The sequence below is a fragment of the Candidatus Nitrosotalea okcheonensis genome, from assembly GCF_900177045.1.
Classification (GTDB): domain Archaea; phylum Thermoproteota; class Nitrososphaeria; order Nitrososphaerales; family Nitrosopumilaceae; genus Nitrosotalea; species Nitrosotalea okcheonensis.
The window spans coordinates 900,539-926,944 of sequence record NZ_LT841358.1 but is presented as its reverse complement, the minus strand read 5'-3'; the positions used below and the strand labels follow the sequence as shown (position 1 = coordinate 926,944).

Genomic DNA, 26,406 nt, shown 5'->3' with positions numbered 1-26,406 from the left:
ATTTTTTATGAATAATAAATCTACGAATCTAATTTTTTATATTGGTACTGCACTGTTATTCATTTCTATAATATGGTTTTTTATCTTGTATGGATTTGCAAACTCTGGCACTACACAAAAACCCAGTATATCAGAATCAATTCAAAACAACACGCATGGAGCGATAGTTGATTACAACTATGAAGTGAAAATACCATCCATATCTTTTCATAAAATAAAGAATCAGACAGTGCACGCTACAATTGACGTAGGTGGAATTGTGACTGCTATCATAGGAGGAATAATCTCCATGGTTTTGTCAAAACTTTTGAATCTATATTGGCCTGATAAAAAACATAGAACCTAACCAGTGAATGATATGTGAGGGACACATGATACATGACAAAACCAGATGAATTTTTTGTATCACTTGATCTGGTGTGAACTATATATTGTTTACAAATAATTCCTACGCAAAATATTTTATATATAAAATCATGTTGACGTTATGGATGATGTGAATTCTGGATGGACATATTATGGAAGAAACAAACATTTGACAGGAAAAAGCCATTTTTTACCGTCACATACAACACAATCGATTTGCCACCTTCACACGTTTACTGCTGATGATATGAGGCACATAAAAATAACTGGCATGGATAGCTTGTTCAAGAGTCAGCTATGCAGAAGATGCCTTGGTGTTTTAGATTCAAGGATAGTGCATCACTAAAAGAATTTGCATGCGATAAAATCTTGTCCCTGGTATGATGATGTAAAATCATGTGTTTTCCATGCACAAGAAGCAAAATATGTTTTGCAAAATGAGACATCTTTACTCTATCATCATCTTTTAATCTGGTGTGATACTATGTGTTTGCAGGAAATGTCTTCTGACAAGATAACTCCATTTCTTGATGCAAAATATATCAACCTTGAAACATATCGAAGCAATAATCAAGCAGTAAAAACTCCTGTCTGGTTTGTAATTGATGATGGGATAATCTATGTTGCAACACCGCCTACTACTGGCAAAGTCAAGCGCCTGAATTGCAACAAGAATGTTCGTATTGTTCCCTCTGACATGAAAGGCAATCCGAGGGGAGAATGGATTGATGCAACTGCGTATTTTGCAAACGAATCTGAATCAATGCAGGCAATCAAGCTTCGTAAGAAAAAATATGGTCTTATGGCAAAATTGATAGGAATTGCAGTGTATAGAAAGGGTACTCCGCTAATAATTGGCATCAAGGTTTGAGGCTTGCTTTATAGTATGATGTAATGATATTCCGGCCCATGACAGTATTTTTCAAATAAACATAGCTAGTTCTTTAATAATTTGAAGAGAAACTAGTATCAAATGATGGTCATAACAAAGGACAACCCGTCCGAGTTGGAGAGAAAAAAGAATCTCATTGATACACTATACCATCACTCTGACCTGTCAGTAGAATCAATATCATACCAGGCAGACATGAGCATCAAACAAGTCCAGGGCATTATAGACAAAATAAGGAAAAAAGAAGCTCTGGAAGTTCTTGTAGAGCACAGCAAAACACCTGTAGAAAAGATAATGACAAAGATAGTTGTCAGCCTGGAATCTGGCAAGACAATCTATGACGCATCGGTTTTGATGGCAAAGAAGAGGGTGGGATCTCTTGTTGTTACCTCGAAAGGAAAACCGCTCGGCATTGTCACAAAAGGCGATCTTGTAAAAGGCATCAGTACTGGGGTTTCATTCAAAAATGTCTCTCTTGAACAGTTTGCCACAAGACCACTGATTTATGCGTCTTCAAGGCAGACAATTGAAGAAGTTGCAGATCTCATGATAAAAAATAAGATACGAAAACTTCCTGTGATACAGCAGGGAAAAATAGCTGGAATTGTAACTGTAACGGATCTTGCAATGTTTCTCTCGCCTACCCGAAGGCCTGGGCTGACTGAATCCATATTTCATGTCATCACAAGAGAGAATGCCAGGAAAAGATAATTTCTCAGATTTTGGTGCAATTAAAATTTAGTACAGGAATAGATTTTGCATGATGACTAGCTTGAGAAATGCGGCAAAAACTGGGTTTATTGGAGACTGGTTTGACACTGATTGTTTTATTGGTGGATTTGGATTTACAGGCGTGTTTTCAGCAGGTGTTCCCATGGTTAATGTTGCAGTTGAAAATTCTATCCTGACAGTATATGATTTGTCATTATAATTGACTGTAAATGACTTGTCTCTTGGCGCATTGTCTAGGGTTATGATCTCCGCAATGCCACTTGCATCATAATCTCCAAATATTCCTACATTTGGTTGGAGTTCTAGAATAGTAAGTGGTATGGAAAATTCATTAATTGACTTGGTTCTATAGAATCCATCACTGCTTTTTGTTATTTTTTGTATTCCATTTGGTTGTAATGTGGCAACTGCAACTCCTTGCGGTTCTGGATCCTGTGTTAATCTACCGTTGTGATTGAACATCATCGAAGTTAAATTGCCACTAAGGTTTTGCATTGCAATTGTCCCGTCTGCATCAGGATTCCCACTTCTGTCAAATGCCTGGTAGTATACTGTATTGTTTGTCATTGATGTCCCCCATGTCCACGAATCCTCCTCAGTTGGATCAATATTGAGCTGTGGATCGATCAAGTCTCCATGAACATGTGCACCTCTTGGCCAAGTTTGTCTATTACTGACAATTCCTATTAGATTGGAAGGAATTCTATCGAAATTAAGCTCAACAGATTGAACTCCTGAACCTCCCGCATTGTATTGGACTGTCACTTTTGTGGCAGGTCCGAAATCATACAGCTGAATTATCGGCCATGCATCAATGAATGCTTGGTTGTCTGACTGTTGTGCTATCTGACCTGCTCTTGCAGAATTCGTATTTAGTGTTTTATTTTCTCTCACAACATGATTTAGTAAATTGGATTTTGCACCTGTGATACTAGATACTGAATGATCTACAATTCCGGTGCATGTTGCAGACACTGTAGCCTGTGGATTTTGACTTCCATCAGATGATCCCGGTGCACTTCTTGCTATTGCAATTCCATTTGTCTGTGAAAACTCAACACCTGTTGCAACTATTGCACTTGCAGGAGAACAGAATTTGCCAAAATCAAGGCCTTTGCCAGAAGTACTTGTCTGTGTAGAGTCTGCAATCTGAGCTTGTTTGCTGTCTGCAAAGTACGCATACCAGTTTCCATCGGTTGCTTGAGCCATTCGCAGTTTTTTTCCGTTTACTGTAACATCAGGTTCGCCATATGCTTGGTCTAATCTATCTATGTTGGGATCAGTTATAATTACTTGAATTACTTGTGGACCTGCAAAATAATTTTCAAAAAATGAATTTTCTGCAGAGACAAAGAGATTTGGATTGGATGAGATGTGCTGTGTAGGCTCATATTGTGGAAGTAATGGCTCTGTTGCATTGGCAGGCATGGACATATTTTCTAAACAAAGTATGGCCAACAAGAATAATGAAGTTGATATCTTACATTCATGTTTTATGTGACTGTAAACCTTCTTCAAGATTGCCATCTGATCAAACCCTGAGGTATCACGGATACTCGAATTCGTTTAGTTTTAACTATTTCCATATGTAAAAATATCCTGTAATGATAATTGCATGAAAGTCATGATGCCTTGGTTTATGGACTGGAAGAATGTTGCCCAGCCATGTTGTATTGTACTATCATGATGTACCTCTACCATAATTGATAATAATCTTATAGTCTAAGCATCATGGAAGACAAATGCAAAAAATGAGGCGTAGATTGGACAACAATTATGTTTTAGGAAGTACATCTGATGAAATTCAAAGACTCAAGATCCAATCATCTTTGTTTGAACCATTGACTAGAGATTCTTTACTGAAAGGGGGAATCCAAAAAGGAATGCGATGTTGTGATGTTGGATGCGGTCCTGGGGAAGTTACTCGAATGATGGGTGAGATGATTGGAAAAAGCGGTAAAGCGGTAGGATTTGACATCAATGAAAATTATATCAAATACTGCAAGGCATCCACAACGCAAAAAAATGTCTCATATGTATGTGATAATATAATAACGTCTAAAAATTTACCCTCTGAGGCTTTTGATATTGTGTATTCTAGGTTCATGTTTGTGCATCTGAGTAACAAGGTTAATGCATTGCAACACATGGTTCGACTTGCAAAAAAGGGTGGCACAATAATAGTTCAGGAATTTGATCATGCCCCAGACTCGTGGCTTTCATATCCAAAACGAAAGAGCGTGGATACTCTGAGAAAAATATATGTAAAACTTGTAAAACATGCTGGAGGGGATCCTTATTCTGGTAGAAAACTGTACAAAATGTTTGTTGACCAACATCTTGATAGTATGATAGAATCATATTCACCATGTCTTGTGATGGGACGAGAGCCTTTCAACTCTCTTGGATGGAAGATTGCCCAGAGTCTGCAGCCACAAATTTTGTCACTTGGACTAATGGGTAAAAAAGAATTTGATGACATGGTTGTTGATCTCAAGGAAATGTCACAAGATCCACACAGTTTCGTACTTTACGCACGACTTTTTAGTGTAATTGGGAAAAAATAGTTCAAGCAATATGGCATTACTGGAAACAAGTAAAGGAAAAATTAACGTAATAAAATATCCTTCCAAGACACCCTCTGATAAAACAGTGTTATGTATACATGGGTTTTGCTGTGATGCAAGAATATTTGATTATCTTGGAAATGTCCTTGCAAATGATGGATTTGATATATACAGTATTGATTTGCCTGGTCATGGAAAATCATATGGAGAAAAAGGAGACTTGGACTTTGATGATTGCCTAGAATCAATACATGATGTTATTGCAAAACTAAAAGGAACCTCCAAACTATTCATTTTAGCGCATAGTATGGGATGTACATATGCGCTCTGGTATGCTCATATTTTTAAAAAATCAATTGATGGGCTAATTTTATTTGCACCATATGTAAGAATACCGGGTATGAAGAAAAGGAGTGAGATTGAACCAAGCAATATTCGTTTTCTATATTTCCTGTTGCGGAAAATGGTGACACCTAAAACTAGACTCTTGGCAACAAAAGAATTGCCTAACTTTTTAAAAGTTGGCGGTCCAGAAATTGAACAGATGTTACATGATAAATCTCTTAATTTTCAGTATACGTATAGATACATTGTAAATGTTCTAGCGCTTCGCAATACTGACATCTCTGCATTGTCTGATGTTGAGGTACCCATGTTTATTCTTCATGGAAAAAACGATAGAAACGTCTTCTCTGAAGTAGGTGTGCAATTCTGTAATCTGGCAAAAAGTGTTGATAAAAAAATAAATGTTTTGGATTGTGATCACTGGTTTAATCATTGCATATTTTATAGTCAAGATACCAATCGATATTCTGAAGAGTCTAGAATACAAATAACAAACTTAGTGAAAGACTGGATATCATCACATTGAACTAACACACAACTGGAATTAAGTAAAACTTGAGAGTTGCCGAATTTTAAAAATTATTTACTAGTGGTAAAATTGTATGCTATCTGAGAAAATAAATTTTGCCAGTATTTGATCTAGAATAACTCATTTAATCTTTGTCTGTGGCTGTAGTTTTATGGGGTTGAGCATTATACGAATTGTTGTTTACAGTTGTTTGATGATATAAATCTGAAATCTATAGAAATTTACATAATTTAGTATAATTATGATATATTTTTCATATTTTTACCCAAAATATCCAAAAAGTTATAATCTACATTGTATTTATCCAAATATGGAGAATATATCTCAATTTATTGCTACAAAATGTGAACACATGGTGGTATGAAATGGCCCTGGCACAGCAAGATCGTCCATCTGATTTGGGTATCAAAATACTTACACAGTGGAATATTCTCTGCTCTGTAATAAAATCAAGGACTATAGTCTATGGTTTTGCTCTGGCTGCTGTAGGTACGTTTTTTATTGCATCTGGCATGAAAACTCCAGATTTTTTTGTACTGATCAAACTCACCGCATCGGTATATTTTCTTGCCCTTGCCACATATCTCTACAATGATCTTACTGATTATGATGTTGATCAAGTAAATGATCGAGATACGCCGAGTTCGCAAAGAAAAAACTATCTACAAATATTATATCATACAATTGGTTTCTTTGTAGTTTCTATCTTATTGGCATTTTCAATTAATGTGCAGACTGGAATTGGCGCACTTGTTTTCTTGGGATTAGCTGTTGCCTATTCTCATCCTAAAGTGCATCTGAAAAACATGTTTATAATAAAAACAGTTGTGACTGCTCTAGGTGGATTCATCGCATCTATGATGGGCGCTCTGGCAGTACATAATGTATCATACTTGGCTATTACATCTTCTGCCATAGTATTTTTGATTTATTTTATTAATGGGCCTCTGAATGACATACGTGATTTAGAGGGTGATAGAAAGGGAGGTAGGCGAACCATACCGATTGTTATTGGGGTGAGGAAAAGTTTTGCGATAATTATTGGTTCTATATCTTCAATTGCTACTATGATTGTGGCAAGTTATTGTTTTCTTGGCATGAATGTAGCAGGAGTGGGGTTGGGCTTAACTGTGTGCGGTTATCTTGTCTTGAAAATTATGAACTTGTCAAAAACTCCTGATGATAAGAAGAAAATGAATAAAACACGAACCACTGTTAGAAATAGTATATTTACTATTCAGGTCTCTATATTTGTAGGTCTTGCATTGAATCAGTTCTTGATTCAGTAAAAATTCCGTTTAAATTGATTTTGTGATTATTTTGGGAGGATTTACACTAGACTTTTGCCATAAATTATTGAAGAGAAGTGTCATAAATGATGAAATGTTTGCATCTTCTCTAAAAATAGCCATCTTGAATTTTTTTGACTCATTTAGATCTACAATCTCTAATCCTACATGTTTATTGTCTACGATCATGATGCAGAAAGGAATTTGTACATACCGTCTATCTATTTTTGAAGGATAATATGGATTGGAAATAACGTTTTCACGTTCCTTTTTGTTCTTGTCTGATTTTACAACCATTTCCTTTTCAAAATAATTTTCTACCAAGTTTGTATCTGCAAGCACTTTAACATTTATCCCCGAATTTGCCTTTTTCAAAATGGAGTTGACGATAAGTTCATTTTGGAATCTGGTGGCAAGAAGTATTTCGTTTTGAGCAAATTCTGTCATCTCCAAAATTTTTCTAACCATGTCTTCATACGATGATGCGATTGTAGAATCTTTTTTGGAGGATTCTTGCAAATCAGAGCTAATTTGTGGTTGCACTTTTGAAATGAATTCCATGATGTCACTATCATTGAACTTTGAATCTGCTTTTAGTACATCGACCATCTGCAAATATTTTGAATTCTTGATTTGATTTGTTAATCCTATGATATGTTTTTGGTAAACTACTTTACCAAATGCTGTTTGTATGTATGATTCATTCTGTTTGATAACTAGTCCCAAGTCCACCAATTGTTTTAGTCTGGTATAGTATTGTTTTTTTGTAAGGCCTATCTTCATTGGCGTGTCAATCTCTGACTTGATTCCTTCGTTTGCCATGAGAAAAATTGTCAAAGCATCATTTTTTGATAGTACTGATAATACTTCAGTTAACTGTACTAAAAGTTTGGAACTATCAATTGAGGTCGAGATCGAACGTGAATTATCCCCTATCTGTTTTTCAGTAACAACTTTCATAGATTTCATTATATCAAATATGAAGAGGGCTTTATATCAATTTTGGTGAATTTCACATGTATTTTCCCATCAAGTGCATGTAAACTACAACATTAATGCGTAAAACATCTTTTTGAAATTTAGTTCTCTATAAATAGGGAAATTTGATGTAAAAATACCTTAAATAGGTAATACACTACTTGAAGTAAGTGGAACATGATAGACGATTGAAGACTGTGCTGGTAATAGACGATAATGTTGAGGTTCTATCTCTTTTTGTAGAACTCTTGGAGTTGAAAAATTTTCAAGTTGTTGGCACTGGACGCAATGGTAAAGATGCTGTTACACAATACGAGAAACTAAGGCCGGATATCACATTTCTTGATGTAGTCATGCCAAATACTGATGGGATCTACGCGCTGGATCTTATTCGAGAAATAAATCCTAATGCTATTGTAGTAATGATTACAACAGATCTCTCCCAGGATACTGCCAAGCGACTGGAAGATCTCAGGGCTACTGCTGTAGTCTACAAGCCGTTTGATATCAATGACTTGGTAAAAGTTGTAGATGAAATTGAATCTAATACAAAATCTGGAAAAATCAAATTTTTCAACTAAAAATGTTACATTGAATCTGCGATCAAAATAAAAATCTGACAATTAAAATATTTTTTCATATCAATTTCCCAAATTTGGTAACTTGTTTACGATCCTGATTTCTTGTTGACTTGTAGTCTATTATGATTGGTAGCAAGTTTTAAAAAATACGAGTTATTCTACTCAAAAAGGGGAGCAATTGAGTTCTGAACTATCACTTGATGAAATGTGGGAAAAAATAGAAGAATATGGAATAGACCGAAAATTACTGGAAGCGACACATCCTAGTAATGAATTACTATTCCAGCTGTATACTGCAGTACTCCGGGTTAATGAAAGAGTACATGCGCTAAACAATAATGATGACAAGACCTCATAAAACCAAGCTAATTGTGCAAACCGTCATTTCATCTTTGATGCCTAAAAGTGCAGTTTTTTACTCGGAATCGTCTTGTTTGTCAAGTTCAGAGCAGAGTTTCTTGTAATCACTAATGGTCTCACTGACAAGCAAAAATGCCGCATTGATGGTTTCTTGTGCCATCTCAAACCTCATTGTCTTTTCTATCACGTATGACGGATCCCTTGGGTCAAGACCCGTGTCCTCCCAAATCCTTCTTACCTCTTCTATCTGCTTTTGCAGTTTGGCTTCGGTTTTGTCTATTTTTTCCTTCATCTTTTTGACTAGGATATCGTCTGCCATTTTGTTTCTCTATGGGACAGATATGTAACACTAGTTAAAAATCCGTTATTTTTGACACTTGGTGTCTCTTGGATTGTCAAATATTTGACCTAGCCTAGTAAAATTAGTGAATCTTTTCTTTAAATAGAAATTTGGAAAATTACCAAAATGCCATACGAAGAAGTCTATTTTCAAAGACTAAGGGAAGAAAACCCTGAAGAATACAGAAAAGTTACCATAGTGAAAATAAAATCATAGTGGTATACGTCAGATTTTTCTTGATATTTCTTTGTAGATATAACGTATTTTTAGATTTTTAAATAAAAAAAGTCTTGATGATTTGTATTCTTGCTGCACTAGTATGATATGGGTTTCATCACTGTGATGCCTTGATCATCTGTTACTATTACCATCTTTGTGCCATCTGGTGGTGAAAACATTTCTTTCTCACCTGCATTCAAAATTGGTAAGACATCTGAAGTGGTTCCATAATCTACCTTGACATTTGTCAAAGGTGACGAACCTGTATTTTGTACATAAACACGTACAACATTTCCTACGCCCATGACCATTTCAGTTCTTGGCTCTACAGACAATGCATATTGTTCGGTGGCAGGATGGAATACAAAAAGAGCAATAACTGCAACAGCTACTGCAACTCCACCACCTATTGCACCGTAAACTATTGGCTTTACCATGTTATTTTCAAACTAAAATCCATTTTAAAGGTAATTTAAGGGTGATGTCATTTTTACTCCTCTTGTTTATGCAACGCCGCAAGAAATACGGAAATGTTTTTTCCGAAAATCTAGTTTGATAAAAACAAGATGTTCTAGCGGTTTGACCAAGTTTATCACCTGTTTGCATTTTTGATGGTTTATCTACCTGCTCTGTATCATGGTATCATGAAAGCCAAGTTCAAGACTACTTGTTCAGAGTGTAACGCACCGATCAAGTCTGGAGAAGAGATTGCAAAAAACCCTGCAGGCAAATGGGTCCACAAGTATTGTGCACCAGAATCTGAAGAGTTACCCTGATTGGTATTGTAACGATCTTTTTGAAATGTATTCTATTGCCTTTCTGGCATTCTCCTCTGGAGAAAGTACTGTATCCAAAGTAATGTGCTCTGCCTTGACTGGCTCGCGAATACTTTTCATTTTTTGATATACTTGGACGGTTGCATCAGAATAATCGTTTTTACGTGACTCTAACCTTGACATGATGATGTCTTCCCGGCAAGAGCATTCTATTACATGGAATTGGTTATCTGCCAGTCCGAGCCTATTTTTTACTTCTGTTCTTGACTGCTCTTTGTTAAACGTGGCATCAAGTATGCAGTTTGTTCCTGCATCGCTGAGGTTTTTTGCTGCAATAAGCATGGTGTCAAAAACTGTCTTTTGCTCTGATTGGGAATATGTAGGACTGGGAAATAATTCCTTTCTAATCTTGTCTGAAGACAAGACTATACCATCAATGAGCGGCGCAAGACTTTTTGCAAGTGTAGTTTTTCCAACTCCCGGCAGGCCGCAGATTATGACTAGCAATTGTATTTTTTACACCTGTGTTCTATTTTCAGATATTTGTCATAATGTCTTGAAAAAATAAAAAAAATGGTTAGCCCAAAGCTCTTGAATGTTTATGTGTGTGAGGTCTCTCTCCTGGAAACTTTCTTCTCATATGACCTGATGGTCTTGAATAAAGCAACTCCAAAAACCAAGCCTCGTGCTCTATCTCTTCTCTGAGGATGTCTTTTGCAACATCATAAGTGGCAGGATCCTTTCCATGTGTCATCATGCATACCTTGTTCCAGTTGACAATTGCACCTTGTTCTGCCTTGAGACATTTTTCCAAGATTGACTTGGTGTCTATTGGATTTGTTGGAAGCTGCAAAAATTCGCAGCCTGACATCTTGATGAAATCTTGTGCATCTAGTGGAAGTTTTCCGCCAAGCTCATAGATTCTAGACAAACAAGACTCAAAATGGCTGAGGTCTTCTAATCTTGCATCCTCAATTATTCCCTTGAGTGCCTCGCCCTCCATTCCTACACAGTGGGCTCTTAGATTTGTGAAGTAATAGTATGCCGTAAACTCTACTGATGCATTGTAAACTAGAGCCGTGATGAGCTCCTTTACGTTAACACCATTTTGTTCTAGGACTTTTACTCCTACTACGTTTGGCTCTTTAACCATGGTTGCGTTCAAGTTTGTTTTAGATATAAGTAAATCGATGGTTATCGCCAAGCTTTATATCGTTAGTATACTGATGATTAGTAGTCTAAGCATGATTAGATATGATTTTGAAAACAGCATGGGCTTTGTTGTAAACGCTACTGCAAAGGCATTTCAGAGATCCTTTGATCTTGAGCTTCGAAAAAATGCTGGCGTCTCGCTTAGTCAATGGCGCGTCGTTGGAGCACTTGTAATGCAACCAGGTCTTACGCAAAAGGAGATTGCTGACAAGGTGGGAATTGAGGGGGCTACACTTGTTCCAATAATTGACAAGATGGAAAAAGAGGGTTTGCTAAAAAGAAAGCCAGACTCTGATGACAGGAGGGTGAACCGGATTTATCTCACGCAAAAAGCAGACTCGCTGTGGGAAACAATGACGGAATGTGCACTTAGGATACGCAAGTCTTCTTCAAAAAATATTTCTGAAAATGACATCCAGATAACTCTTGAAACGCTTCGCAAGATATCGAAAAACTTGATGGCCTTCTCTGATCTTGACAAGACAATACTATCTGTAAAAAAAATAAACAGGACGATCTAGATTGAGCGTTTCAAGATCAAGCGATAGCATATCTGAAAAAATTTCTCCGTCTGCATGGAAGACACTTGCAATTCTTAGCCTGATTGCCACCATGGTCATGTATGCAGAAACAATGCTCGTTCCAGCAATTCCTGACTTGATAAAAGATTTTCACATATCATACGGAATGTCATCATGGATTCTTACTGCATACTTGATTGCAGGTGCAATCATGACTCCGATTACTGGAAAACTCTCCGACATCTATGGGCGAAAAAAAATGCTTCTTGTCATAATGGGAGTTTATGCAGTTGGCGTCTCGCTTGGGGGGTTTGTCACAGACATTTACCAAATGCTTGCAATTCGTATACTGCAAGGAATCGGCATGTCGATGTTTCCTATTGCATTTGGCATAATCAGGGAATCATTTCCAAGGAGCAAGCTTGCAATAGGACAGGGAGTGATAACGTCCATGTTTGCAACAGGGGCCGTGATTGGTCTTATTGCAGGGGGACACTTGATACAAACCTATGGCTGGAATGCGACATTTTTCTCAATAATACCTGTGGTAATTTTTCTACTGGCGGTAATTGCGCGCTTTATACACGTGGACGAGTCACACGTTCCAACAGGACATGAAAAAAATAACACTAAAAATAAAATAGACATCCAGGGCGCAATCACGCTGACTATATCACTCAGTGCATTTTTGATGGCATTGACTATGCTGGAAAATGGTGACACGTCAAACTTGTTTTCAGTACTGGGTCTTGTAATAATTGGTCTTGTCTATATGGTGCTATTTGCAATAATTGAGAGAAGGTCAAACTCTCCTCTTGTCAGCATGAAGATTCTTGCAAACAAGATAATCTTGCCATCAAATATCATGATAATGATTGTTGGCATGTCAATGTTCATGGTATTTCAGACAATTCCTGTTCTTGTTCGCAGTCCGTCGCCACTGGGATTTGGAGAAAACTCTCTGGTTACAAGCAATGTCCAACTTCCATTTGCGCTTGTATTGTTAATCTTTGGACCAACATCTGGATTTATTGTATCCAAGCTTGGCTCTACAAAACCAATCATTGTGGGAAGCATAATCAGTACCATTGGGTTTGCAGATCTGTATCTTAACCACTCGACAGAACTGTTAGTTTCTATCAACCTTGCAATCTTGTCAACTGGACTGTCCCTTACAAATGTGGGTGCAATGAATGTGATAATGCTTGCAACACCAAAACAAGACATGGGCGTATCACTTGGAATGAGTACGTTGATAAGAATAGTCGGTGCCTCCTTGGGTCCTGCAATGGCTGCCATGTACATGCAGACTCACAAGACAACACTTGCAGGAATATCGGGAGCATTTCCTACTGCAGATTCGTACAATCTCATATTTTTAACTGCCACTCTGATATCCGGTCTGTCAATAGGGATGGCAATTGTCTTAAAACGGCAACTTGGCAAGTCTTCTATTACAAACTGATTGTACCGTCAATAATGAAATACTGTATCGCCAATGGTCTTTTTCCAGTCTGCCCTAATTCCAGGCTTGCCCTTTAGTTTTTCTACATAATTGAAAGCAGAAAGGCCGGCAGTTGCACCGCCCGAGCATGCTGCTACAATCTGTTTGTATGGTATGCTCGTAGCATCTCCTGCTGCAAATATTGCAGGGTGTGATGTCTTGCCATCCGGCGTGATCTCGATCTCATTTCTGGTGTTAATTATGACTAGGTGTTTTATAAAATCCAGGTTGATCTTGGAACCCATCTCTATGAAAAGCCCGTCGACGTTGACGACTTTTTCCTGCCCTGAATTATTTACTATTGTGATTGATTGGAGACTGTTTGCACCAGAGAGTGCCTTGACAGAAGACTGGGGGACAAGCTCAATATTTTCTTTTTTTTCAATTGATGCAATCATTTCCTTATCTCCGCCCAATGCACCACCTTTGTAGATCAAGTAAATCTTTGATGCCATTCTTGAAAGCAAGATGCCGGACTCTAAAAGATATGCACCAACACCAATCACTGCAGTTGTCCTGCCCTGGTAAAATGGCGCATCACACTTGGTGCAATAGTGCACTCCCTTGTTTACAAAACTGGATTCGTTTTCCACACCGAGATTGTTTGGTACCTTTCCTGGTGCAAGAACAAGAGCCTTTGTCTTGTATTCTGAACGCGTTGTTTTGACACTGAGGCCTGATTCTGTCTCCTCTACATGCTCTACTGTATCGTAGACCATCTCTCCTCCAAACATTAAAAACTGATTTTCAAGTGTCCTTGCCAAAAGTGGCCCGCTTGACATTATTGTTCCTGGATAATTCTCTAGCTTTGGGATTAGGTTTAGCTGTCCACCGAGGTCCTTTGAAATTAAAAGACATGAGACCTTTTGTCTTGCAGTAAATATTCCTGCCGAGAGTCCTGCAGGTCCTCCTCCTATTATGATTACCTCGTACTCTTGAGCCATCTAGTTTACGGCAACAAGTGTGGTGATGTTATTTATCCCGTCAATTTTGTGTAAATCTACATCTATTGCTGTCTTGATCTCTTGCATATTGTTTGACTCTAAAACCACTAAAACATCGTATATTCCATAAATTGTCTTTACTGCCTTTAATATCGGGATTTTCTTTACCGCATCGATTATGTTTTGCTGCTGTTTATAATCGACATTTAGTAAGACAAATGCCTCATTCACAGGCTTGTATGATTGTTATATCTTAAAAGGATTTTCTGGCACTCACGTGACATTTTTTACATCTGTCTTGTCCTTTAGGAATTCAAGTTCCTTTTTGGTGCTCTCCAACTCCTCCTTTGTTCTTGCCAATGCCACTTTTACTATCTCTAATTCTTTTTTGGCAGCTTCATATTTTGCATTTATTGATGCGGCAACAGCACCTGCTGCCTCTACAATTTTCTTGGTATCGCTTGCTCTTCCAACTGTTGCAAGCTCTGTCTCAATGAATTCCAATTCTTTTTTGGATAGCGAGATCTCTTTTTTCTTTGTTTCATGCTGCGTCTTTAATGATTCAATCTCTCGCTCTTCATTTTCTCTTGATGATGTTATTTTCTCCAAGTCTTGTCTTGCAGAGATTATGTTGGACTTGATTGATTCAAGTTCTGTCAGTGCAGACTCTTTTTCATAATTTATCCTTGACAGCTCTTCTTGTGCACTGTTTATTTGCTGTCTTATGCTTTCTGCCTCGGTCTTGGAATACTGTGATCTTACCATCTCAAGTTCCGCGTTTGCAGATTTTATCTGGTCTAGTATGGAATTTTGTTCTGCCTTTGTTGACTTGATCTCTTCTCTTGCGGATTCTACTTCCTCTTGTACCGTCTTTGCCTCTAGAGATACTGCATCAAGTAACGTCTTTGCCTTTTCTAACTCGTGAGTATAAGATTCTAGCATCATTGCTGTGTTTTCTATCTCTTTTTTGAGGTCTGTAATTTCAGGCGACGTAGGCTCTTCTCTTGGAGATGATGCCGCCTCGTCTTGCTTGCTGTCGCCTACATGTTCTTTTTTTGCACGCCCAAAAAGTCCCATGGAGATAACTTTGATGCAAGGTAAGAAAAGTATTCCTTTTGTAAGTTAGGCTCGCTTTTTCACAAATGCAAAGTAAAAGCCCAGTCCGCCAATGGCAAAACCAAATATTATGAGTGCCATGCCCCCCACTAGGTCTTTTGTGTAATACTGTGGGACAAAAAAGAATATGAGTACTCCTATTGCAATCAGTATGACTCCGCTGCCCTTTGGTCTGTTGTGTTCACTGTGAGCCATGTTTTACAAGTACTCTGAGATTGAAGATGCTATCTTCTTTCTTCCAATGTCAATTATTAGAGGCCCGATCTTTGGACCCCTGTCTGATGCAAGTATGATTTGGTATAGCATCTTGAACAAGTCCTTTGGCTGCATTCCCTTGTCTTTTGCAATCTGGTAAATGGTGTTTTGTAGGTCTGCGGGTTCCTGGTCTGACGATAAAATGCTTACAAGGTTGCCAAGTACTTGTCGCGAAACATCATCCATTTCAATCTCAACCTTTGTTGGAATGTCATAATCGTCTGCATAGTTTCCTGCAAGTGTGATGATTTCATCTACCTCTGAGCTTGATTCTTTTATGGTACCATATTCGAGCAGTTTTTTTGTGACAAGAGGTATTCTGTTTTCTCTAAATATTTTGCAGAGCTGGATGAGTAATCGATAATTGACATATGGCTTTTGCACTTTTGGTGGATTTAGCAAGTTGACATATTCATACAGTCCCTTTGATCTTACCACCTTGGTCTCATTGTCCAGTTTTATTTTTCCAAAATAAATATTCTCAAGTTCATTGTATTCGTCCATCAGTGCAGGTATGTCATCAATTCCCACTTCACGAGCGCCTGTTATTCTCTTGTAGAGCAAGAGTAGGATTGTCTTTGGGGTTCCATATCGAAGCCAGGCCTGTGACGTCAGAACATTTCCAAGTGACTTTGATATTTTTTTTCCACCTTTGTCAAGAAACATTTCGTATTTTACATGGGTTGGTGCTGGAAAGTTTAGGATATTTTCAGAGACCCAATCGTTTACCTTGACTGAATCCATGATGTCTTTTCCATATGCTTCAAACCTGATGTCAAATGCATTCCATCTTGCTGCAAATTCTACCTTCCATGGCAGCTTGCCCAAGTCTTTTGTAATGTCTGCAATGCCTTCATGGCCGCATCCCTTCAATGGTTTTGAACCAATTGTTGTGTCAGAACATTTGTACCTGATCTTTTTTTCATCTGCGAGGTATTCGTATGCAATTGCAGTGTACAGCCTCCCGCAGCTTGCACAGACTGGAAAATATGGCACCACCTCCTGATATTTTTCCTGGCCCACCATCTCGGCAATTTTTTCTCCAATTTTTTTACTGTTTATCAAAATTGTATGAATCTGGTCTTTTAGCAATCCGTTTTTGTATGTATCAACACCGCGCTGAAACTTGTACTTGATTCCAAGCTTGTCAAGACCATCAAGCAAAATGCTGCTCATGTGCAACCCGTACGAGTCATGGCATCCAAACGGGTCTGGAATAAACGAGACTGGTTTTCCAATATGCTCTTTTAGGGATTCTGGCAATCCTTCTGGAATTTTGCGGAGGCCGTCAAGGTCGTCAGAATATGCAATCAGCTCTGATTTGTAGCCAAAGTTTTCAAGTGCAAGCTTTACACCATATGCCCTTACTGCATCGCCCAGGCTTCCAATGTGTGGTATCCCTGATGCACCAAGGCCGCTCTCAACTCTGATTAGATCTGTCTTTCTTCCAAGTGACTTTTCTCTTTGCAGCAACTCGTCTGCAAGCTTGTCTATCCATGTGCCCCTGCCGATTATCTGCTGCTCTTCTTCCATTATCTCAAATCCTTTGACATGTATGGTCCAAGCTGGGTGTAACCAATCTTTCTATAGTATTCCCTTGTGCCTACTGCGCTAATCACTAACAGTCTTTTGGAATCAAACTCTTCTACTGAAATCTTTTCTGCCTCGTTCATCAGGTTCTTTCCAAGGCCTAGGTGCTGTATGCTGTCATGTTCCCTTTCTCCAAGCTTTAACGATTTTCCATAAACATGGAGCTCTCGTACGATGCATGTATTTTGTGTGACCTCGCTTCTATGTGCCATTGTACTTGGCTTTCGCAGTCTCAAAAATCCAAATATTTTATCACTGGAATCATCATATGACAAAAAGACCTCATTGCCCCCTGACGAGTCATAATTTTCCCTCTGCATTTTGATGTCATCCATGTTTATTGCTGTACCCTCTGAGAGTCCTGCCTCTCTGCACCTGATACACTTGCAGGATATATTTTGCTTCCTTAGGTTTTGTTGCACTATCTGTCTTAGGTTTCCAAGCTTTGGTCCTGCAATTATCTGGTCTGATGAAATTTCTCTCTGAACTCTCATTATTCTTGCCCATCTTGGAATTATTTTTTTTATCTCTGTGAGTACTCTAACCATTTCGTCATCAGAATAGGGAGTAAAGTTTCCTTGTTTGTATTCTGCATAAAGGGGGGTGTCCTCCAGCACTAGTGTTGGATATATCTTGAGCATGTCGGGCCTTAGATGAGGATCTGAAAACAGTTTTTTGAAATCAGCGATATCTTGCTCGGGGGTCATGGATGGAAGGCCAGGCATCATATGTGCCACAATTTTATATCCTGCATCCTTTGATATCTGAAACGACTCTGTAACATCCTTGTATGTATGTCCCCTGTTTACAATCTCGTATACTTTTTCATGGAGACTCTGTACGCCAATCTCAACTCGTGTAACTCCGTAATCTAGCATCCAGTCAACGTGTTCTTTTTTACAATAGTCTGGCTTGGTCTCTATTGTAAATCCGACATTTCTGAAATTTGCCTTTTCATTGTTCTTCTTGGCAGACTCTAAATCAGGTGAATCAAATCCGTTTAATGCGTCATAGCATGATTTTATAAAATTAACTTGGTAATTTTTTTGCATGAAAAGAAACGTTCCACCAACTATGACCAGCTCCAGTTTTGTGGAATCATGTCCATATGCAATCAGGTGCTCTAGTTTGTCAAGAATCTGCTTTTTTGGATCATAACTGTTTGCAATTGCATTTTGTGTAGACGGTTCCCTTCCTGTGTAACTATTAGGGGAGTTGTATTCTATTCCGCCTGGGCAATAACTGCATCTTCCATGCGGGCATGCATAGGGTTTTGGCATGAGAGCAATTACTGCAACACCGGATGCTGTCTTGACTGGCTTTCTCACTAGCGCCTTTTGCAGCTTGATATAGTCTATCCCTGTGACTGATGCAAGTATCTCATAATTCCTTGGGATTCTTTCCAGGGAATATTTTATGCAAATTCGCTTGACTTCTTTTTTTACGTCCTTGTCAGTAGGAATTGGAATTGCAAGAAGGCTGGTGCAAATTTCTTTGCATGCTCCTTCAAATGTCACTTCAGATTTTTGCACGCCTTGTTTGAACTAATTTGGGTATTAAATCCTAATCTGGTTATGCTATTTTGAGCTTGTCAATGTAGACGCCCTTTTTGTCTGTGATTTTTCCAATCTGACTGCCTGCAAATCCGTGTTTCTTGAATACCTTGATAATCTTTTCTACCTCGTCACTTGGAGTCACAAGGCAGAATCCTATTCCCATGTTAAACGTCTTGTACATCTCTTCTCTTTTTACGCCCTGGTTCTGAATTTGCTGAAATATCTGTGGCACCTCTGGCAGGCTGTCAAGAAGAAATCCTGTCTTTTTTAGCCTCAAAAGTTTGGTAAATGCACCGCCTGTTATGTGGGCAAGGCCGTGAATCTTGCATTCCTTTATTGACTGCAAGACTGGCTTGACATAGATTTCAGTCGGTGCAAGAAGTGCATCTCCCAAAACTCCGACGCCCTTTATTTTATCTCGTATGGAATATTTTGAAAAAAGTGCCTTGCGTGCAAGCGAGTATCCGTTTGAGTGCAGGCCACTACTGTTTATTCCAATGATTGAATCTCCTGTTTTTATCTTGTCTCCTAGAATCATCTCATTTTTTTTGAGAATTCCTACAACCATTCCTGCAAGATCAAACGAGAAATTTTTCCCTGCTATCAAATCCGGAAGTATTGCAGTCTCTCCTCCAACGATGGGTACCTGGGCCTCCTTTGCACCATTTACCAGTCCACGAACTATTTGGTTGAATATTTTTTGGTCATTTCTGTTTGCTGCGATGTAATCTACAAAGGATATTGGAACTGCACCTGTACATATTATGTCATTTACATTCATTGCTATGCAGTCGATTCCAACCGTATCATATTTTTTCATCATCTGTGCAATCATTACCTTTGTTCCCACTCCATCCGTGTGGGTTGCAAGCAGCGTGCCTCTTGCTATCTCTACAATTCCTGCATAGTGGCCAAACCCAGACATTGTCTTTGCTTTTTTTTGCAGCCCGTGGGTTGATGCAATTAGATTTCCAATGCTTTGCTGGCTCTGCTTTATTTTTTTAATGTCAACGCCCGCATCCTTGTAAGTTATTGTCAATGGATCTTAACTCGATTTGATTGGAATAAAAGAATTATGAAATCAGTTGCTTTTTTGCATGAACAGATCAAGCATGATTCTTCCCTTGTCTGTTATGGAATAAACCATGTTTGATCCCCTTGGCTCTTTTTTGATAAAATTGTATGACGTGCACAGGTGCAGGTAATTCAGAAAAGACCGCTTCATTCGTATGTTTGATTTTACATACAGGTCTGAAAAAGTCATCTGGCTGCACCGCAGCTGGTAGAGCAACTTTAGGATGGATATGGTACTAAAGTCCCTTGCTCTTGTCTTGACTGCATCAAGCACCTGCTCGTCTCGCTTTATGATAAAGTCTGCAAAGTGGTCTGCCACTTCGACTGATATGTATGTCATTCTTGGCTTCATGTTACGGTACTCATACCGTACTATACCTTATTAATTCTAGCTGGGTAGATTTTTTGAGCTTGGCGCTAGCTTTTTTGGACAAATTCCATTTGTTTTTATTGTAGACGCATAAAATTTCTTCATGCACAGCGCATTTGTTTTGATAAATGCAGAACTTGGAAAAGAGCTTACTATTGTAGACGAGATAAAAAAACTTCCACATGTAAAAGAAGTTTATCCTGTATACGGCGTATATGACGTGCTGATGGTGCTAGAGTCTGAATCAATGGAAACACTGAGGGAGATGATAACAACACAGGTGAGAAAACTGGAAGGAATCAAATCCACTCTTACCATGATCATAGTCAAAGACTAGCCATGATGAAATACCATCGTCACAAATAATAGCACTATATCTACAAGAGTGGTCAATTGGCAGATAATATTTTGTTTCTGTTTGGCTGGCTGGGCGAACTTGTCTTTGCAAGCTGGCTCTTGTCATCAGGCGCAGAACATCTTGCGGAAAGATGGGGCGGGAGATTTGTTGGAAGGACGTTGCTTAGCATTGCAACAACATTGCCTGAGATAGGAATTGTTGTTGCCGCTGCAAAGGATGGCTCGTATGGTACTGCAATTGGCTCTGCACTTGGAAGCAACCTGCTCATGATGACACTTGGTCTTGCAATAATGTTGATAATTGCAACAACCCGACTCTCAAAGGCTCCACAAAAATTCATTGATGTCAAAGAGTTCAAGCTTGACAAGATATTTCTTGTAATAACAGCTGTTGTTGGTGCCTTGTTGTTCATTGATGGTTATACTGTTCTTGACGGAATAGTATTCGCTGTACTATTTTCAGTATATCTCTTGATTGCTTTTAGTGAAATGAAGAAGGAGAGGCAGGCACCACTTGAAAAAGACCTCCATGATACTCAAGTCAAGTCAAAAAAGCACTTTACAAGGGCAATGGTTCTTTTTGTTGCAGGAACTGCTGGGATATTTGTGGGGGCTGAACCCTTTGTGCATGCATTAGAAGGTGTCTCAGTTGACCTTGGCGTCTCGGTAGTAGTACTTGCAGTAATTGTCAGTCCAATTGCAGGCGAGATGCCTGAGAAAATATCGATGATACTGCTTGCAAGAAAGGGTGCAAGTGGGGCATCTATTGCAGTTGCAAATGTTCTGGGCTCAAAGATTCTAAACAATACATTGCTCCTTTCTGTTGCAATCTTTGCTGCAATGAGTTACCAGGGGTTTACTGCAAAGATCCAAAACACGCCGCTACTTGAAAACCAGATGATACTTGTCACGGTAATCACTATAGTTGCACTGATTCCAATGTTCAAAAACAAGCTTGGTCTCAAGTCTGGCATCATGCTGCTTGTACTGTATGCAGTAGGAATTGGCATGCAGTTTATTTTGCCCAGTCTTTAGAGCGGGGATGCTTGGATGGAATCAGCCCTTATAGTGGGAGTTATGGCAGGAATCGAGCCCCACTGGAGAATGTTTTTTGAATCATCTCCAACTGCAGAAATGTTTTGCAATAATGTTTTGATGTTGTGAACTATTCTGACAGGTCTTGCAGGGCTTGCCACGCCGTTTTCAATTATTTTTATCCCACTTCGTGCGGTACATGAAAAATCTCCCTGCTCGGGATTTACTGGGTATGTGTACCAAAGCCTGCCAACCAAGATGCCTTTTTTTGTGTTTTTTACAATCTCATCTTTTGAAAAATCTCCCTCCGTAACCTTGATGTTGTGGGTGCGCGGGACGGGCAGCGGTGTGGCTTGTCTTCCCATCGGGGAGCCAGGTCTTGCAGCATTTCCACTGGAAATTTTTCCATTCTTGAATGCCTCAAAAGAATCTGAATAAAGTCCTGAGAATATGCCTGACTTTATGAAAAACTGTGGAACAGTTGGAGTTCCCTCGTCATCAAATGACTTGCTGCCAATACCCTCTGGGCTGTGGGGATCGTCTGATAAGGTAAAATTCTCGCTTGAGACCTTGTTTCCAAGCCTGTCTGAAAAACAACTTCGTTTTTCAGAATATGTCTTTAGGCCAAAGTTTGCAGAGACTACAAATGCTAACAGTTCGCCAAACGCATAAGGCTCAAAGATGATGTCATACGAGTCTGGCTCGATTTTTTTTGGGTTGGTTGATCCTATGCACATTTCACGCGAGTCGTTACCGATGCCATGTGCAGAAAAATCGTCCAGTGTTCTTGTACAAGATGCACCGATGCCGCTGACAGGCTGGTCTCCTGTCTGGGAATCTGTATTGATTGTTGCAGATATGAATGTGGCATCATCTGAACAGTCTATCCCGTTTGTGTTCATCACATGAAACTTTTCTGAGACAATATTTAGAGAGCCTGATATTCTTGTGATGTACTTGTGAGTTGAAGCATTTATCATTTCGTTTGCCATGTCTGCTGCGGCATGACCTGTAATGTTCTCAAGTCTAGGGTCGTATGTTTTTTTCACTTGGGAAAACTTTGATGGAAAAGGTAATGTCTTCCAAAAATTCTTTGGTTTTACAAACATTCTTGTCTCCAAAACTCTCTCCAAGAAATTTTTTTCATCACCTGAGGTCATGCCGGAAATTATTCTTTTTTTGTCAATAACACGCACTGCAACGGAATTTTCTTGGTTTTGTTTTATCTCTGCAATCTCTGAATCTGTTATTCTCACTGTTGTGATCTTTTTTTGTATTGATACTACTTCACATTCATCTAGATGAAGTGTCCTTGACCTTGCAAGTATGTCATCACAATATGACAACTAGTGTCGCCTGTTGTTTCTGTACCTGTATCCATCAAGTTTTATCAATTCGTGATACGAGCCAAACTGGGATGTATTCTGAATCTCGTCCAACTTGTCCGTACTCTCCTCTGAAACAAATGTCTTGATTATCTTGTATGATGTTGTCCGCTGGGCTGGAATTCTTCCTGCCTGTAGTATGAGGTGTCTTATGTCCTTTGGTTTTAACAGCTGACCATGTTCTGAGCCTGCTGCAGTAGAGATGCTTTCGTTGATTAGTGTGCCACCAAAATCATTTGCCCCCCATGATAGTACCAGCTGGGCCATCTCTGTACCTTCCTTTACCCACGATGTCTGGATGTTGTTGATGTAATTATTGAACATGATTCGAGCTACTGCATGCATCAGCAGGACATCTCTGCCGTCTGCACCATTTTTGATACCGTGGTGTAAGTTTTCTTTGTACATTGGAGCTTCGGTATGGATAAAATTAAGCGGGACAAATTCCGTGAACCCGCCTGTCTCTTTTTGAATGTCACGAATCAGTCCCATGTGTCTTGCCCTGTCTTCCGGTGATTCAAGGTGACCAAACATTATAGTCGAAGTTGATGGTATGCCAATCTTGTGTGCCGTCTTGATTACTTCGACCCACTTGCTGACGCTAATTCTTCCGGGGGAAATTTTATCGCGCATTGTCTGGTCTAAAATTTCTGCTGCAGTACCTGGCAGAGAATTCACACCTGCATCCTTGAGTCTGAGCAGATATTCTTTTACTGGCATGTTTGATTTTGTGGCTCCATAGAGTACCTCCTCTGGTGAAAATCCGTGTATGTGTATGTCGCCGACCTCTCTCTTGATGGCCCTACAAATATTCTCGTATGTATTTTTGTCCATGTCTGGAGGGAGGCCTGCCTGGACGCAGACCTCTGTTGCACCAAGTGTATGTGCCTCCTTTGCACGCCTTACTATTTCGTCTGTTGGCAAAAAATATCCTTCCTCCTCGCGAAAATCCCTGCTAAATGCACAAAAACCACATTGCTTTATGCAGACATTTGTAAAGTTGATGTTTCGATTTACTACATATGTTACAATATCTCCAACACGTCTTTTTCTAAGCTCGTCTGCAACCATCCCTACTAGGTGAAAGTCGATACCTCTTGCATGAAACAACCTTGCAGCCTCGTTTACCGAGATTTCCTTTTCCTCTAGTGCACGGTTGAGCGTATCTGATATGAGGGGATCAGAATTTTTCAAGAGTGACTCAAACAAGGACATGTTCATCTTGCATACTCTCTACTAACTAGATTTTCAGAGTCTGAAATTTCAGACATTTTTGATACCAAGTCTTGATTTACCATGTGGAAAAATTCTGGGTAGACTGGGAACCTTGTCCTTAGATGAAATCCTGCATCTGCACAATTTGCATCAATGTCATTTATTTCTGGCCATGGAAATTCTGGGTTTACAAAATCGCGTGTTACAGGCGATATGCCGCCCCAGTCGTTTATTCCTGCTGACAGAAATGATGCATATGATTCGGGAGAAAGATTTGGAGGTATCTGGATGTTCATCTTGGGCAAAATTATTCTGGTTAACGCAACAAGTGTCTTGAAATATCTTTCTTGCGGTGACGGACTTGACTTCATGGGGGTGTCAATCTTTGGCTGAAAATTCTGTAAAATTACTTCTTGAATATTTTGGTATTTTTCATGAATCTCTTTTATTGCATAAATTGAATCAATCAATTCCTGTGGGCTCTCTCCTATCCCAATCAACAGTCCTGTAGTCATTGGGATTCTCAACTCTCCTGCATTTTGGAGAACCCTGATTCTTGCCTTGGGGTTCTTGCTTGGTGCAAACTGGTGTGGCATGCCGCTCTCTGAGAATCTCTCACTTGCATTCTCTAGCATCAGTCCTAGGCTCACATTTGTGCTCTTTAGCTGGCGCATCTCTTCCTTTGTGAGGTTTCCTGCATTGGTATGGGGAAACAGTCCATTATCAAGTGCAATCTCTGATGCCTCTACTAGATATTCGGCAGTACTTGAAAATCCATTTTCTTTGAGCCATTCTCTTGCCTCTTGGTATTTTTGTTCTGGTCTCTCACCTGTGACAAACAATGCTTCGGTACAGTGGTGTTTTTTTCCAACCTCTGCAAGCGTTATAATGTCATTTTTTGAAAGCATTGAAACCTTTGCATGTTCTGGTTCTGACTTGTAGGTACAATAGGAACACGTGTCCCGGCAGAGGTTTATCAGATTGAAAAATACTTTTCTTGAATATGTCACTGTTGTGCCCTTGTGGCTTGTCCTCAAAAGCTGGGACACTTGGTAAAGCTCAGTAGGGTCTCTGTCGGCATCTTGGTAAATACGACAAGCCTCATCTTTTGATGGCGTTCTACCATCAACTAGTCTGTTTAACAACTCGGAACGGAGTATGAGCTTGCTCAACTAGTCATGATAGCTTTGACAGTTGTATTTATCCTTAGATAGTGTGACATTTAACGCGCCAAAAAATGCCAGAAACGGCAAATACTGCCAAAAGTTGGTTTTTATTTTTTTATCACTCTGCTGAAACTGCATCTGGCTTGACTTTTTTCCACATCCATCCAAGTATGACTCCATTTGTAATCCAGTATGCAGTCATGGTTGCTGCAGATATTGCCCTGAATCCATTTACGACATCCATCGAGGTTTTAATTGGATCTGGATTTGGCGGCATGATGACATATGCTAATGCCATCAATCCGGCATATCCAGCAAAGGCAAGAAATTTCTTGTCTTTCATTTTTTTATAAAGCATTGAGAACCCGATTGCACCTCCACCTGAAAATGCTACAAACAATGCATATGCTGTGGCTCTAAGGGTAATAGTGCTGGGGTCTCCTACGGTTGGGGGATTTGCTGGGTATTTCAAAAATGGTATGAAATACAGCACTGCCCACATTATGATTGCAAGTATGATGGCTTTTTTGATCTCACTGTTTCCAGGAAGCGCATTTTTTGAATATGCAAACACTAGGCCAAGCAACGAGCCCGTGGCCATTCCAAGCATTGCGCCTGCAACTATTGACCCTTGTTTTTGCCATATTCTGTAATCACTAAACTGTTTCCAAAATTGTGGAGTGTCCTTTGCCTCTCCCTCTGCAAACTTGTGCTGGTTCTCAATCCCTATTGCAGTGTCAAGATATGGCTCTACAAATGCGATGTTGAGCATGCCATGGACAAGTCCTGCCAATAGGCCTGCAGAAATAACAATCACAAGAAAAGAAACGGTCTTCAAGTTTTTCTCAAACCCTGTCTGAAAGAATTGTATTTAAATCGTTGGAGGGTTTATCCAGCGAAAAACAATCTCTGCAAAAAAATATTTTGAAATTCTGGATAAAATTTTTTTTCACGAAATCAAGATTTGTAAAATCTACGTGTGGGATTTTTGATGCATGTTCTACTTTTTATTCAGCCAGTAAAATTTTTGTACTAAAAATTGTTTTTTTACCACATTTCATTTCTTGGCCTTGTTCTATCTTGTTGAAATAGGAATTTGTTTTCAACAATTGTGTCGATTGACCAGATTAAA

Annotated in this window: 31 protein-coding genes; 13 read left to right on the top strand and 18 right to left on the bottom strand. The window is 39.1% G+C overall.

Going from position 1 to position 26,406, the window contains the following annotated elements; all coding sequences use genetic code 11:
• The first annotated feature begins 85 nt into the window (after positions 1 to 85).
• The 3 genes from BQ3481_RS05580 to BQ3481_RS05570 all read left to right on the top strand — a co-directional run bounded on the left by BQ3481_RS05580 (position 86) and on the right by BQ3481_RS05570 (position 1,969).
• Positions 86 to 346 (top strand): hypothetical protein, encoded by a 261-nt coding sequence (locus BQ3481_RS05580; RefSeq protein WP_162287748.1) that lies wholly within the window; start codon positions 86 to 88, stop codon positions 344 to 346.
• A gap of 504 nt (positions 347 to 850) precedes the next feature.
• Positions 851 to 1,237: a PPOX class F420-dependent oxidoreductase gene (locus BQ3481_RS05575; protein ID WP_231911881.1), complete on the top strand. Its 387-nt coding sequence runs from the start codon at positions 851 to 853 to the stop codon at positions 1,235 to 1,237.
• 102 nt (positions 1,238 to 1,339) lie between these two features.
• Positions 1,340 to 1,969, top strand: coding sequence for a CBS domain-containing protein (locus BQ3481_RS05570; protein ID WP_157927382.1), 630 nt, complete (start codon positions 1,340 to 1,342; stop codon positions 1,967 to 1,969).
• Between the two features lie 27 nt (positions 1,970 to 1,996).
• On the opposite strand, the gene BQ3481_RS05565 is transcribed toward BQ3481_RS05570, so the two are convergent.
• Positions 1,997 to 3,517: a hypothetical protein gene (locus tag BQ3481_RS05565; RefSeq protein WP_157927381.1), complete on the bottom strand. Its 1,521-nt coding sequence runs from the start codon at positions 3,515 to 3,517 to the stop codon at positions 1,997 to 1,999.
• A gap of 215 nt (positions 3,518 to 3,732) precedes the next feature.
• Between BQ3481_RS05565 and BQ3481_RS05560 the strand changes: the two genes are divergently transcribed.
• From BQ3481_RS05560 to BQ3481_RS05550, 3 genes are all read left to right on the top strand, one after another.
• Positions 3,733 to 4,557 carry a class I SAM-dependent methyltransferase gene (locus BQ3481_RS05560; RefSeq protein WP_231911880.1) on the top strand — a complete coding sequence of 275 codons (825 nt, stop codon included), beginning with the start codon at positions 3,733 to 3,735 and terminating at the stop codon, positions 4,555 to 4,557.
• Between the two features lie 10 nt (positions 4,558 to 4,567).
• The gene (locus tag BQ3481_RS05555) at positions 4,568 to 5,428 is read left to right on the top strand and encodes an alpha/beta hydrolase (RefSeq protein ID WP_157927380.1); all 861 of its coding nucleotides are present in this window, start codon (positions 4,568 to 4,570) and stop codon (positions 5,426 to 5,428) included.
• Positions 5,429 to 5,796: 368 nt separating this feature from the next.
• Positions 5,797 to 6,720: a UbiA prenyltransferase family protein gene (locus BQ3481_RS05550; RefSeq protein WP_157927379.1), complete on the top strand. Its 924-nt coding sequence runs from the start codon at positions 5,797 to 5,799 to the stop codon at positions 6,718 to 6,720.
• A 9-nt stretch (positions 6,721 to 6,729) separates the two neighbouring features.
• Here the strand turns inward: BQ3481_RS05550 and BQ3481_RS05545 are convergent, their stop codons facing one another.
• The gene (locus tag BQ3481_RS05545; protein ID WP_157927378.1) at positions 6,730 to 7,689 is read right to left on the bottom strand and encodes a hypothetical protein; all 960 of its coding nucleotides are present in this window, start codon (positions 7,687 to 7,689) and stop codon (positions 6,730 to 6,732) included.
• 179 nt (positions 7,690 to 7,868) lie between these two features.
• On the opposite strand from BQ3481_RS05545, the gene BQ3481_RS05540 reads away from it, so the two are divergent.
• Positions 7,869 to 8,279: a response regulator gene (locus BQ3481_RS05540; protein WP_157927377.1), complete on the top strand. Its 411-nt coding sequence runs from the start codon at positions 7,869 to 7,871 to the stop codon at positions 8,277 to 8,279.
• A 178-nt stretch (positions 8,280 to 8,457) separates the two neighbouring features.
• A complete protein-coding gene (locus tag BQ3481_RS05535; protein WP_157927376.1) occupies positions 8,458 to 8,637 on the top strand; it encodes a hypothetical protein in 180 nt (59 codons plus the stop codon).
• Between the two features lie 57 nt (positions 8,638 to 8,694).
• On the opposite strand, the gene BQ3481_RS05530 is transcribed toward BQ3481_RS05535, so the two are convergent.
• On the bottom strand, positions 8,695 to 8,958 hold the full coding sequence (locus tag BQ3481_RS05530; protein ID WP_157927375.1) for a hypothetical protein: 264 nt from the start codon (positions 8,956 to 8,958) through the stop codon (positions 8,695 to 8,697).
• A 335-nt stretch (positions 8,959 to 9,293) separates the two neighbouring features.
• Positions 9,294 to 9,635, bottom strand: coding sequence for a hypothetical protein (locus BQ3481_RS05525; RefSeq protein WP_157927374.1), 342 nt, complete (start codon positions 9,633 to 9,635; stop codon positions 9,294 to 9,296).
• A gap of 207 nt (positions 9,636 to 9,842) precedes the next feature.
• Here BQ3481_RS05525 and BQ3481_RS11860 point away from each other — a divergent pair, with 207 nt between their 5' ends.
• Complete coding sequence (locus BQ3481_RS11860; protein WP_255408350.1) at positions 9,843 to 9,974, top strand: hypothetical protein; 132 nt, start codon at positions 9,843 to 9,845, stop codon at positions 9,972 to 9,974.
• Here the strand turns inward: BQ3481_RS11860 and BQ3481_RS05520 are convergent.
• Complete coding sequence (locus BQ3481_RS05520; protein WP_157927373.1) at positions 9,966 to 10,481, bottom strand: AAA family ATPase; 516 nt, start codon at positions 10,479 to 10,481, stop codon at positions 9,966 to 9,968. The genes BQ3481_RS11860 and BQ3481_RS05520 overlap by 9 nt on opposite strands.
• A gap of 70 nt (positions 10,482 to 10,551) precedes the next feature.
• Complete coding sequence (gene dps, locus BQ3481_RS05515; protein WP_157927372.1) at positions 10,552 to 11,127, bottom strand: DNA protection during starvation protein; 576 nt, start codon at positions 11,125 to 11,127, stop codon at positions 10,552 to 10,554.
• Positions 11,128 to 11,218: 91 nt separating this feature from the next.
• On the opposite strand from dps, the gene BQ3481_RS05510 reads away from it, so the two are divergent.
• Both BQ3481_RS05510 and BQ3481_RS05505 read left to right on the top strand, forming a co-directional pair.
• Positions 11,219 to 11,707 carry a MarR family winged helix-turn-helix transcriptional regulator gene (locus BQ3481_RS05510; RefSeq protein ID WP_162287747.1) on the top strand — a complete coding sequence of 163 codons (489 nt, stop codon included), beginning with the start codon at positions 11,219 to 11,221 and terminating at the stop codon, positions 11,705 to 11,707.
• Position 11,708: 1 nt separating this feature from the next.
• Complete coding sequence (locus BQ3481_RS05505) at positions 11,709 to 13,172, top strand: MFS transporter (protein ID WP_157927370.1); 1,464 nt, start codon at positions 11,709 to 11,711, stop codon at positions 13,170 to 13,172.
• A gap of 8 nt (positions 13,173 to 13,180) precedes the next feature.
• Here BQ3481_RS05505 and BQ3481_RS05500 read toward each other — a convergent pair whose 3' ends face one another.
• Genes BQ3481_RS05500 through BQ3481_RS05465 form a run of 8 tightly spaced genes read right to left on the bottom strand, consistent with a single transcriptional unit; the run spans position 13,181 to position 20,098 of the window.
• Positions 13,181 to 14,155: an NAD(P)/FAD-dependent oxidoreductase gene (locus BQ3481_RS05500; RefSeq protein ID WP_157927369.1), complete on the bottom strand. Its 975-nt coding sequence runs from the start codon at positions 14,153 to 14,155 to the stop codon at positions 13,181 to 13,183.
• Entirely contained in the window at positions 14,156 to 14,386 is a 231-nt protein-coding gene (locus tag BQ3481_RS05495; RefSeq protein ID WP_157927368.1) for an Lrp/AsnC ligand binding domain-containing protein, read from the bottom strand.
• Positions 14,387 to 14,428: 42 nt separating this feature from the next.
• Positions 14,429 to 15,232 carry a coiled-coil domain-containing protein gene (locus BQ3481_RS05490; protein WP_157927367.1) on the bottom strand — a complete coding sequence of 268 codons (804 nt, stop codon included), beginning with the start codon at positions 15,230 to 15,232 and terminating at the stop codon, positions 14,429 to 14,431.
• 45 nt (positions 15,233 to 15,277) lie between these two features.
• Complete coding sequence (locus BQ3481_RS05485; RefSeq protein ID WP_157927366.1) at positions 15,278 to 15,466, bottom strand: hypothetical protein; 189 nt, start codon at positions 15,464 to 15,466, stop codon at positions 15,278 to 15,280.
• Positions 15,467 to 15,469: 3 nt separating this feature from the next.
• Complete coding sequence (gene lysS / locus BQ3481_RS05480) at positions 15,470 to 17,059, bottom strand: lysine--tRNA ligase (RefSeq protein WP_157927365.1); 1,590 nt, start codon at positions 17,057 to 17,059, stop codon at positions 15,470 to 15,472.
• The gene (locus tag BQ3481_RS05475) at positions 17,059 to 18,648 is read right to left on the bottom strand and encodes an elongator complex protein 3 (protein WP_157927364.1); all 1,590 of its coding nucleotides are present in this window, start codon (positions 18,646 to 18,648) and stop codon (positions 17,059 to 17,061) included. The genes lysS and BQ3481_RS05475 overlap by 1 nt, the downstream gene beginning before the upstream one ends.
• Before the next feature lie 40 nt (positions 18,649 to 18,688).
• Positions 18,689 to 19,711: a phosphoribosylformylglycinamidine cyclo-ligase gene (gene purM, locus BQ3481_RS05470; protein WP_157927363.1), complete on the bottom strand. Its 1,023-nt coding sequence runs from the start codon at positions 19,709 to 19,711 to the stop codon at positions 18,689 to 18,691.
• Between the two features lie 42 nt (positions 19,712 to 19,753).
• The gene (locus BQ3481_RS05465) at positions 19,754 to 20,098 is read right to left on the bottom strand and encodes a hypothetical protein (protein WP_157927362.1); all 345 of its coding nucleotides are present in this window, start codon (positions 20,096 to 20,098) and stop codon (positions 19,754 to 19,756) included.
• A 121-nt stretch (positions 20,099 to 20,219) separates the two neighbouring features.
• Here BQ3481_RS05465 and BQ3481_RS05460 point away from each other — a divergent pair, with 121 nt between their 5' ends.
• Both BQ3481_RS05460 and BQ3481_RS05455 read left to right on the top strand, forming a co-directional pair.
• A complete protein-coding gene (locus tag BQ3481_RS05460; RefSeq protein WP_157927361.1) occupies positions 20,220 to 20,453 on the top strand; it encodes an Lrp/AsnC ligand binding domain-containing protein in 234 nt (77 codons plus the stop codon).
• Positions 20,454 to 20,509: 56 nt separating this feature from the next.
• Positions 20,510 to 21,508 carry a sodium:calcium antiporter gene (locus tag BQ3481_RS05455; protein WP_157927360.1) on the top strand — a complete coding sequence of 333 codons (999 nt, stop codon included), beginning with the start codon at positions 20,510 to 20,512 and terminating at the stop codon, positions 21,506 to 21,508.
• On the opposite strand, the gene BQ3481_RS05450 is transcribed toward BQ3481_RS05455, so the two are convergent.
• The 4 genes from BQ3481_RS05450 to BQ3481_RS05435 all read right to left on the bottom strand — a co-directional run bounded on the left by BQ3481_RS05450 (position 21,505) and on the right by BQ3481_RS05435 (position 26,112).
• A complete protein-coding gene (locus tag BQ3481_RS05450; protein ID WP_173848082.1) occupies positions 21,505 to 22,854 on the bottom strand; it encodes a TldD/PmbA family protein in 1,350 nt (449 codons plus the stop codon). The two genes, BQ3481_RS05455 and BQ3481_RS05450, sit on opposite strands and share 4 nt — an antisense overlap.
• Positions 22,855 to 24,114, bottom strand: a complete 1,260-nt coding sequence (gene cofH, locus BQ3481_RS05445; protein WP_157927359.1) for a 5-amino-6-(D-ribitylamino)uracil--L-tyrosine 4-hydroxyphenyl transferase CofH — start codon at positions 24,112 to 24,114, stop codon at positions 22,855 to 22,857.
• Positions 24,111 to 25,280 (bottom strand): 7,8-didemethyl-8-hydroxy-5-deazariboflavin synthase CofG, encoded by a 1,170-nt coding sequence (cofG, locus tag BQ3481_RS05440; RefSeq protein WP_157927358.1) that lies wholly within the window; start codon positions 25,278 to 25,280, stop codon positions 24,111 to 24,113. The genes cofH and cofG overlap by 4 nt, the downstream gene beginning before the upstream one ends.
• Positions 25,281 to 25,392: 112 nt before the next feature.
• Positions 25,393 to 26,112 (bottom strand): CbtA family protein, encoded by a 720-nt coding sequence (locus tag BQ3481_RS05435; RefSeq protein ID WP_157927357.1) that lies wholly within the window; start codon positions 26,110 to 26,112, stop codon positions 25,393 to 25,395.
• Between the last annotated feature and the right edge of the window lie 294 nt (positions 26,113 to 26,406).

What these genes read in the sequence shown, in the direction of transcription:
- BQ3481_RS05575 (WP_231911881.1), top strand. Translation starts at nt 851, where the DNA reads ATGTGTTTGCAGGAAATGTCTTCTGACAAGATAACTCCATTTCTTGAT.
- BQ3481_RS05570 (WP_157927382.1), top strand. Translation starts at nt 1,340, where the DNA reads ATGATGGTCATAACAAAGGACAACCCGTCCGAGTTGGAGAGAAAAAAG.
- BQ3481_RS05565 (WP_157927381.1), bottom strand. Translation starts at nt 3,517, where the DNA reads ATGGCAATCTTGAAGAAGGTTTACAGTCACATAAAACATGAATGTAAG.
- BQ3481_RS05560 (WP_231911880.1), top strand. Translation starts at nt 3,733, where the DNA reads ATGCAAAAAATGAGGCGTAGATTGGACAACAATTATGTTTTAGGAAGT.
- BQ3481_RS05555 (WP_157927380.1), top strand. Translation starts at nt 4,568, where the DNA reads ATGGCATTACTGGAAACAAGTAAAGGAAAAATTAACGTAATAAAATAT.
- BQ3481_RS05550 (WP_157927379.1), top strand. Translation starts at nt 5,797, where the DNA reads ATGGCCCTGGCACAGCAAGATCGTCCATCTGATTTGGGTATCAAAATA.
- BQ3481_RS05545 (WP_157927378.1), bottom strand. Translation starts at nt 7,689, where the DNA reads ATGAAATCTATGAAAGTTGTTACTGAAAAACAGATAGGGGATAATTCA.
- BQ3481_RS05530 (WP_157927375.1), bottom strand. Translation starts at nt 8,958, where the DNA reads ATGGCAGACGATATCCTAGTCAAAAAGATGAAGGAAAAAATAGACAAA.
- BQ3481_RS05525 (WP_157927374.1), bottom strand. Translation starts at nt 9,635, where the DNA reads ATGGTAAAGCCAATAGTTTACGGTGCAATAGGTGGTGGAGTTGCAGTA.
- BQ3481_RS11860 (WP_255408350.1), top strand. Translation starts at nt 9,843, where the DNA reads ATGAAAGCCAAGTTCAAGACTACTTGTTCAGAGTGTAACGCACCGATC.
- dps (WP_157927372.1), bottom strand. Translation starts at nt 11,127, where the DNA reads ATGGTTAAAGAGCCAAACGTAGTAGGAGTAAAAGTCCTAGAACAAAAT.
- BQ3481_RS05510 (WP_162287747.1), top strand. Translation starts at nt 11,219, where the DNA reads ATGATTAGATATGATTTTGAAAACAGCATGGGCTTTGTTGTAAACGCT.
- BQ3481_RS05500 (WP_157927369.1), bottom strand. Translation starts at nt 14,155, where the DNA reads ATGGCTCAAGAGTACGAGGTAATCATAATAGGAGGAGGACCTGCAGGA.
- BQ3481_RS05490 (WP_157927367.1), bottom strand. Translation starts at nt 15,232, where the DNA reads ATGGGACTTTTTGGGCGTGCAAAAAAAGAACATGTAGGCGACAGCAAG.
- BQ3481_RS05485 (WP_157927366.1), bottom strand. Translation starts at nt 15,466, where the DNA reads ATGGCTCACAGTGAACACAACAGACCAAAGGGCAGCGGAGTCATACTG.
- lysS (WP_157927365.1), bottom strand. Translation starts at nt 17,059, where the DNA reads ATGGAAGAAGAGCAGCAGATAATCGGCAGGGGCACATGGATAGACAAG.
- BQ3481_RS05465 (WP_157927362.1), bottom strand. Translation starts at nt 20,098, where the DNA reads ATGAAGCCAAGAATGACATACATATCAGTCGAAGTGGCAGACCACTTT.
- BQ3481_RS05460 (WP_157927361.1), top strand. Translation starts at nt 20,220, where the DNA reads ATGCACAGCGCATTTGTTTTGATAAATGCAGAACTTGGAAAAGAGCTT.
- cofH (WP_157927359.1), bottom strand. Translation starts at nt 24,114, where the DNA reads ATGAACATGTCCTTGTTTGAGTCACTCTTGAAAAATTCTGATCCCCTC.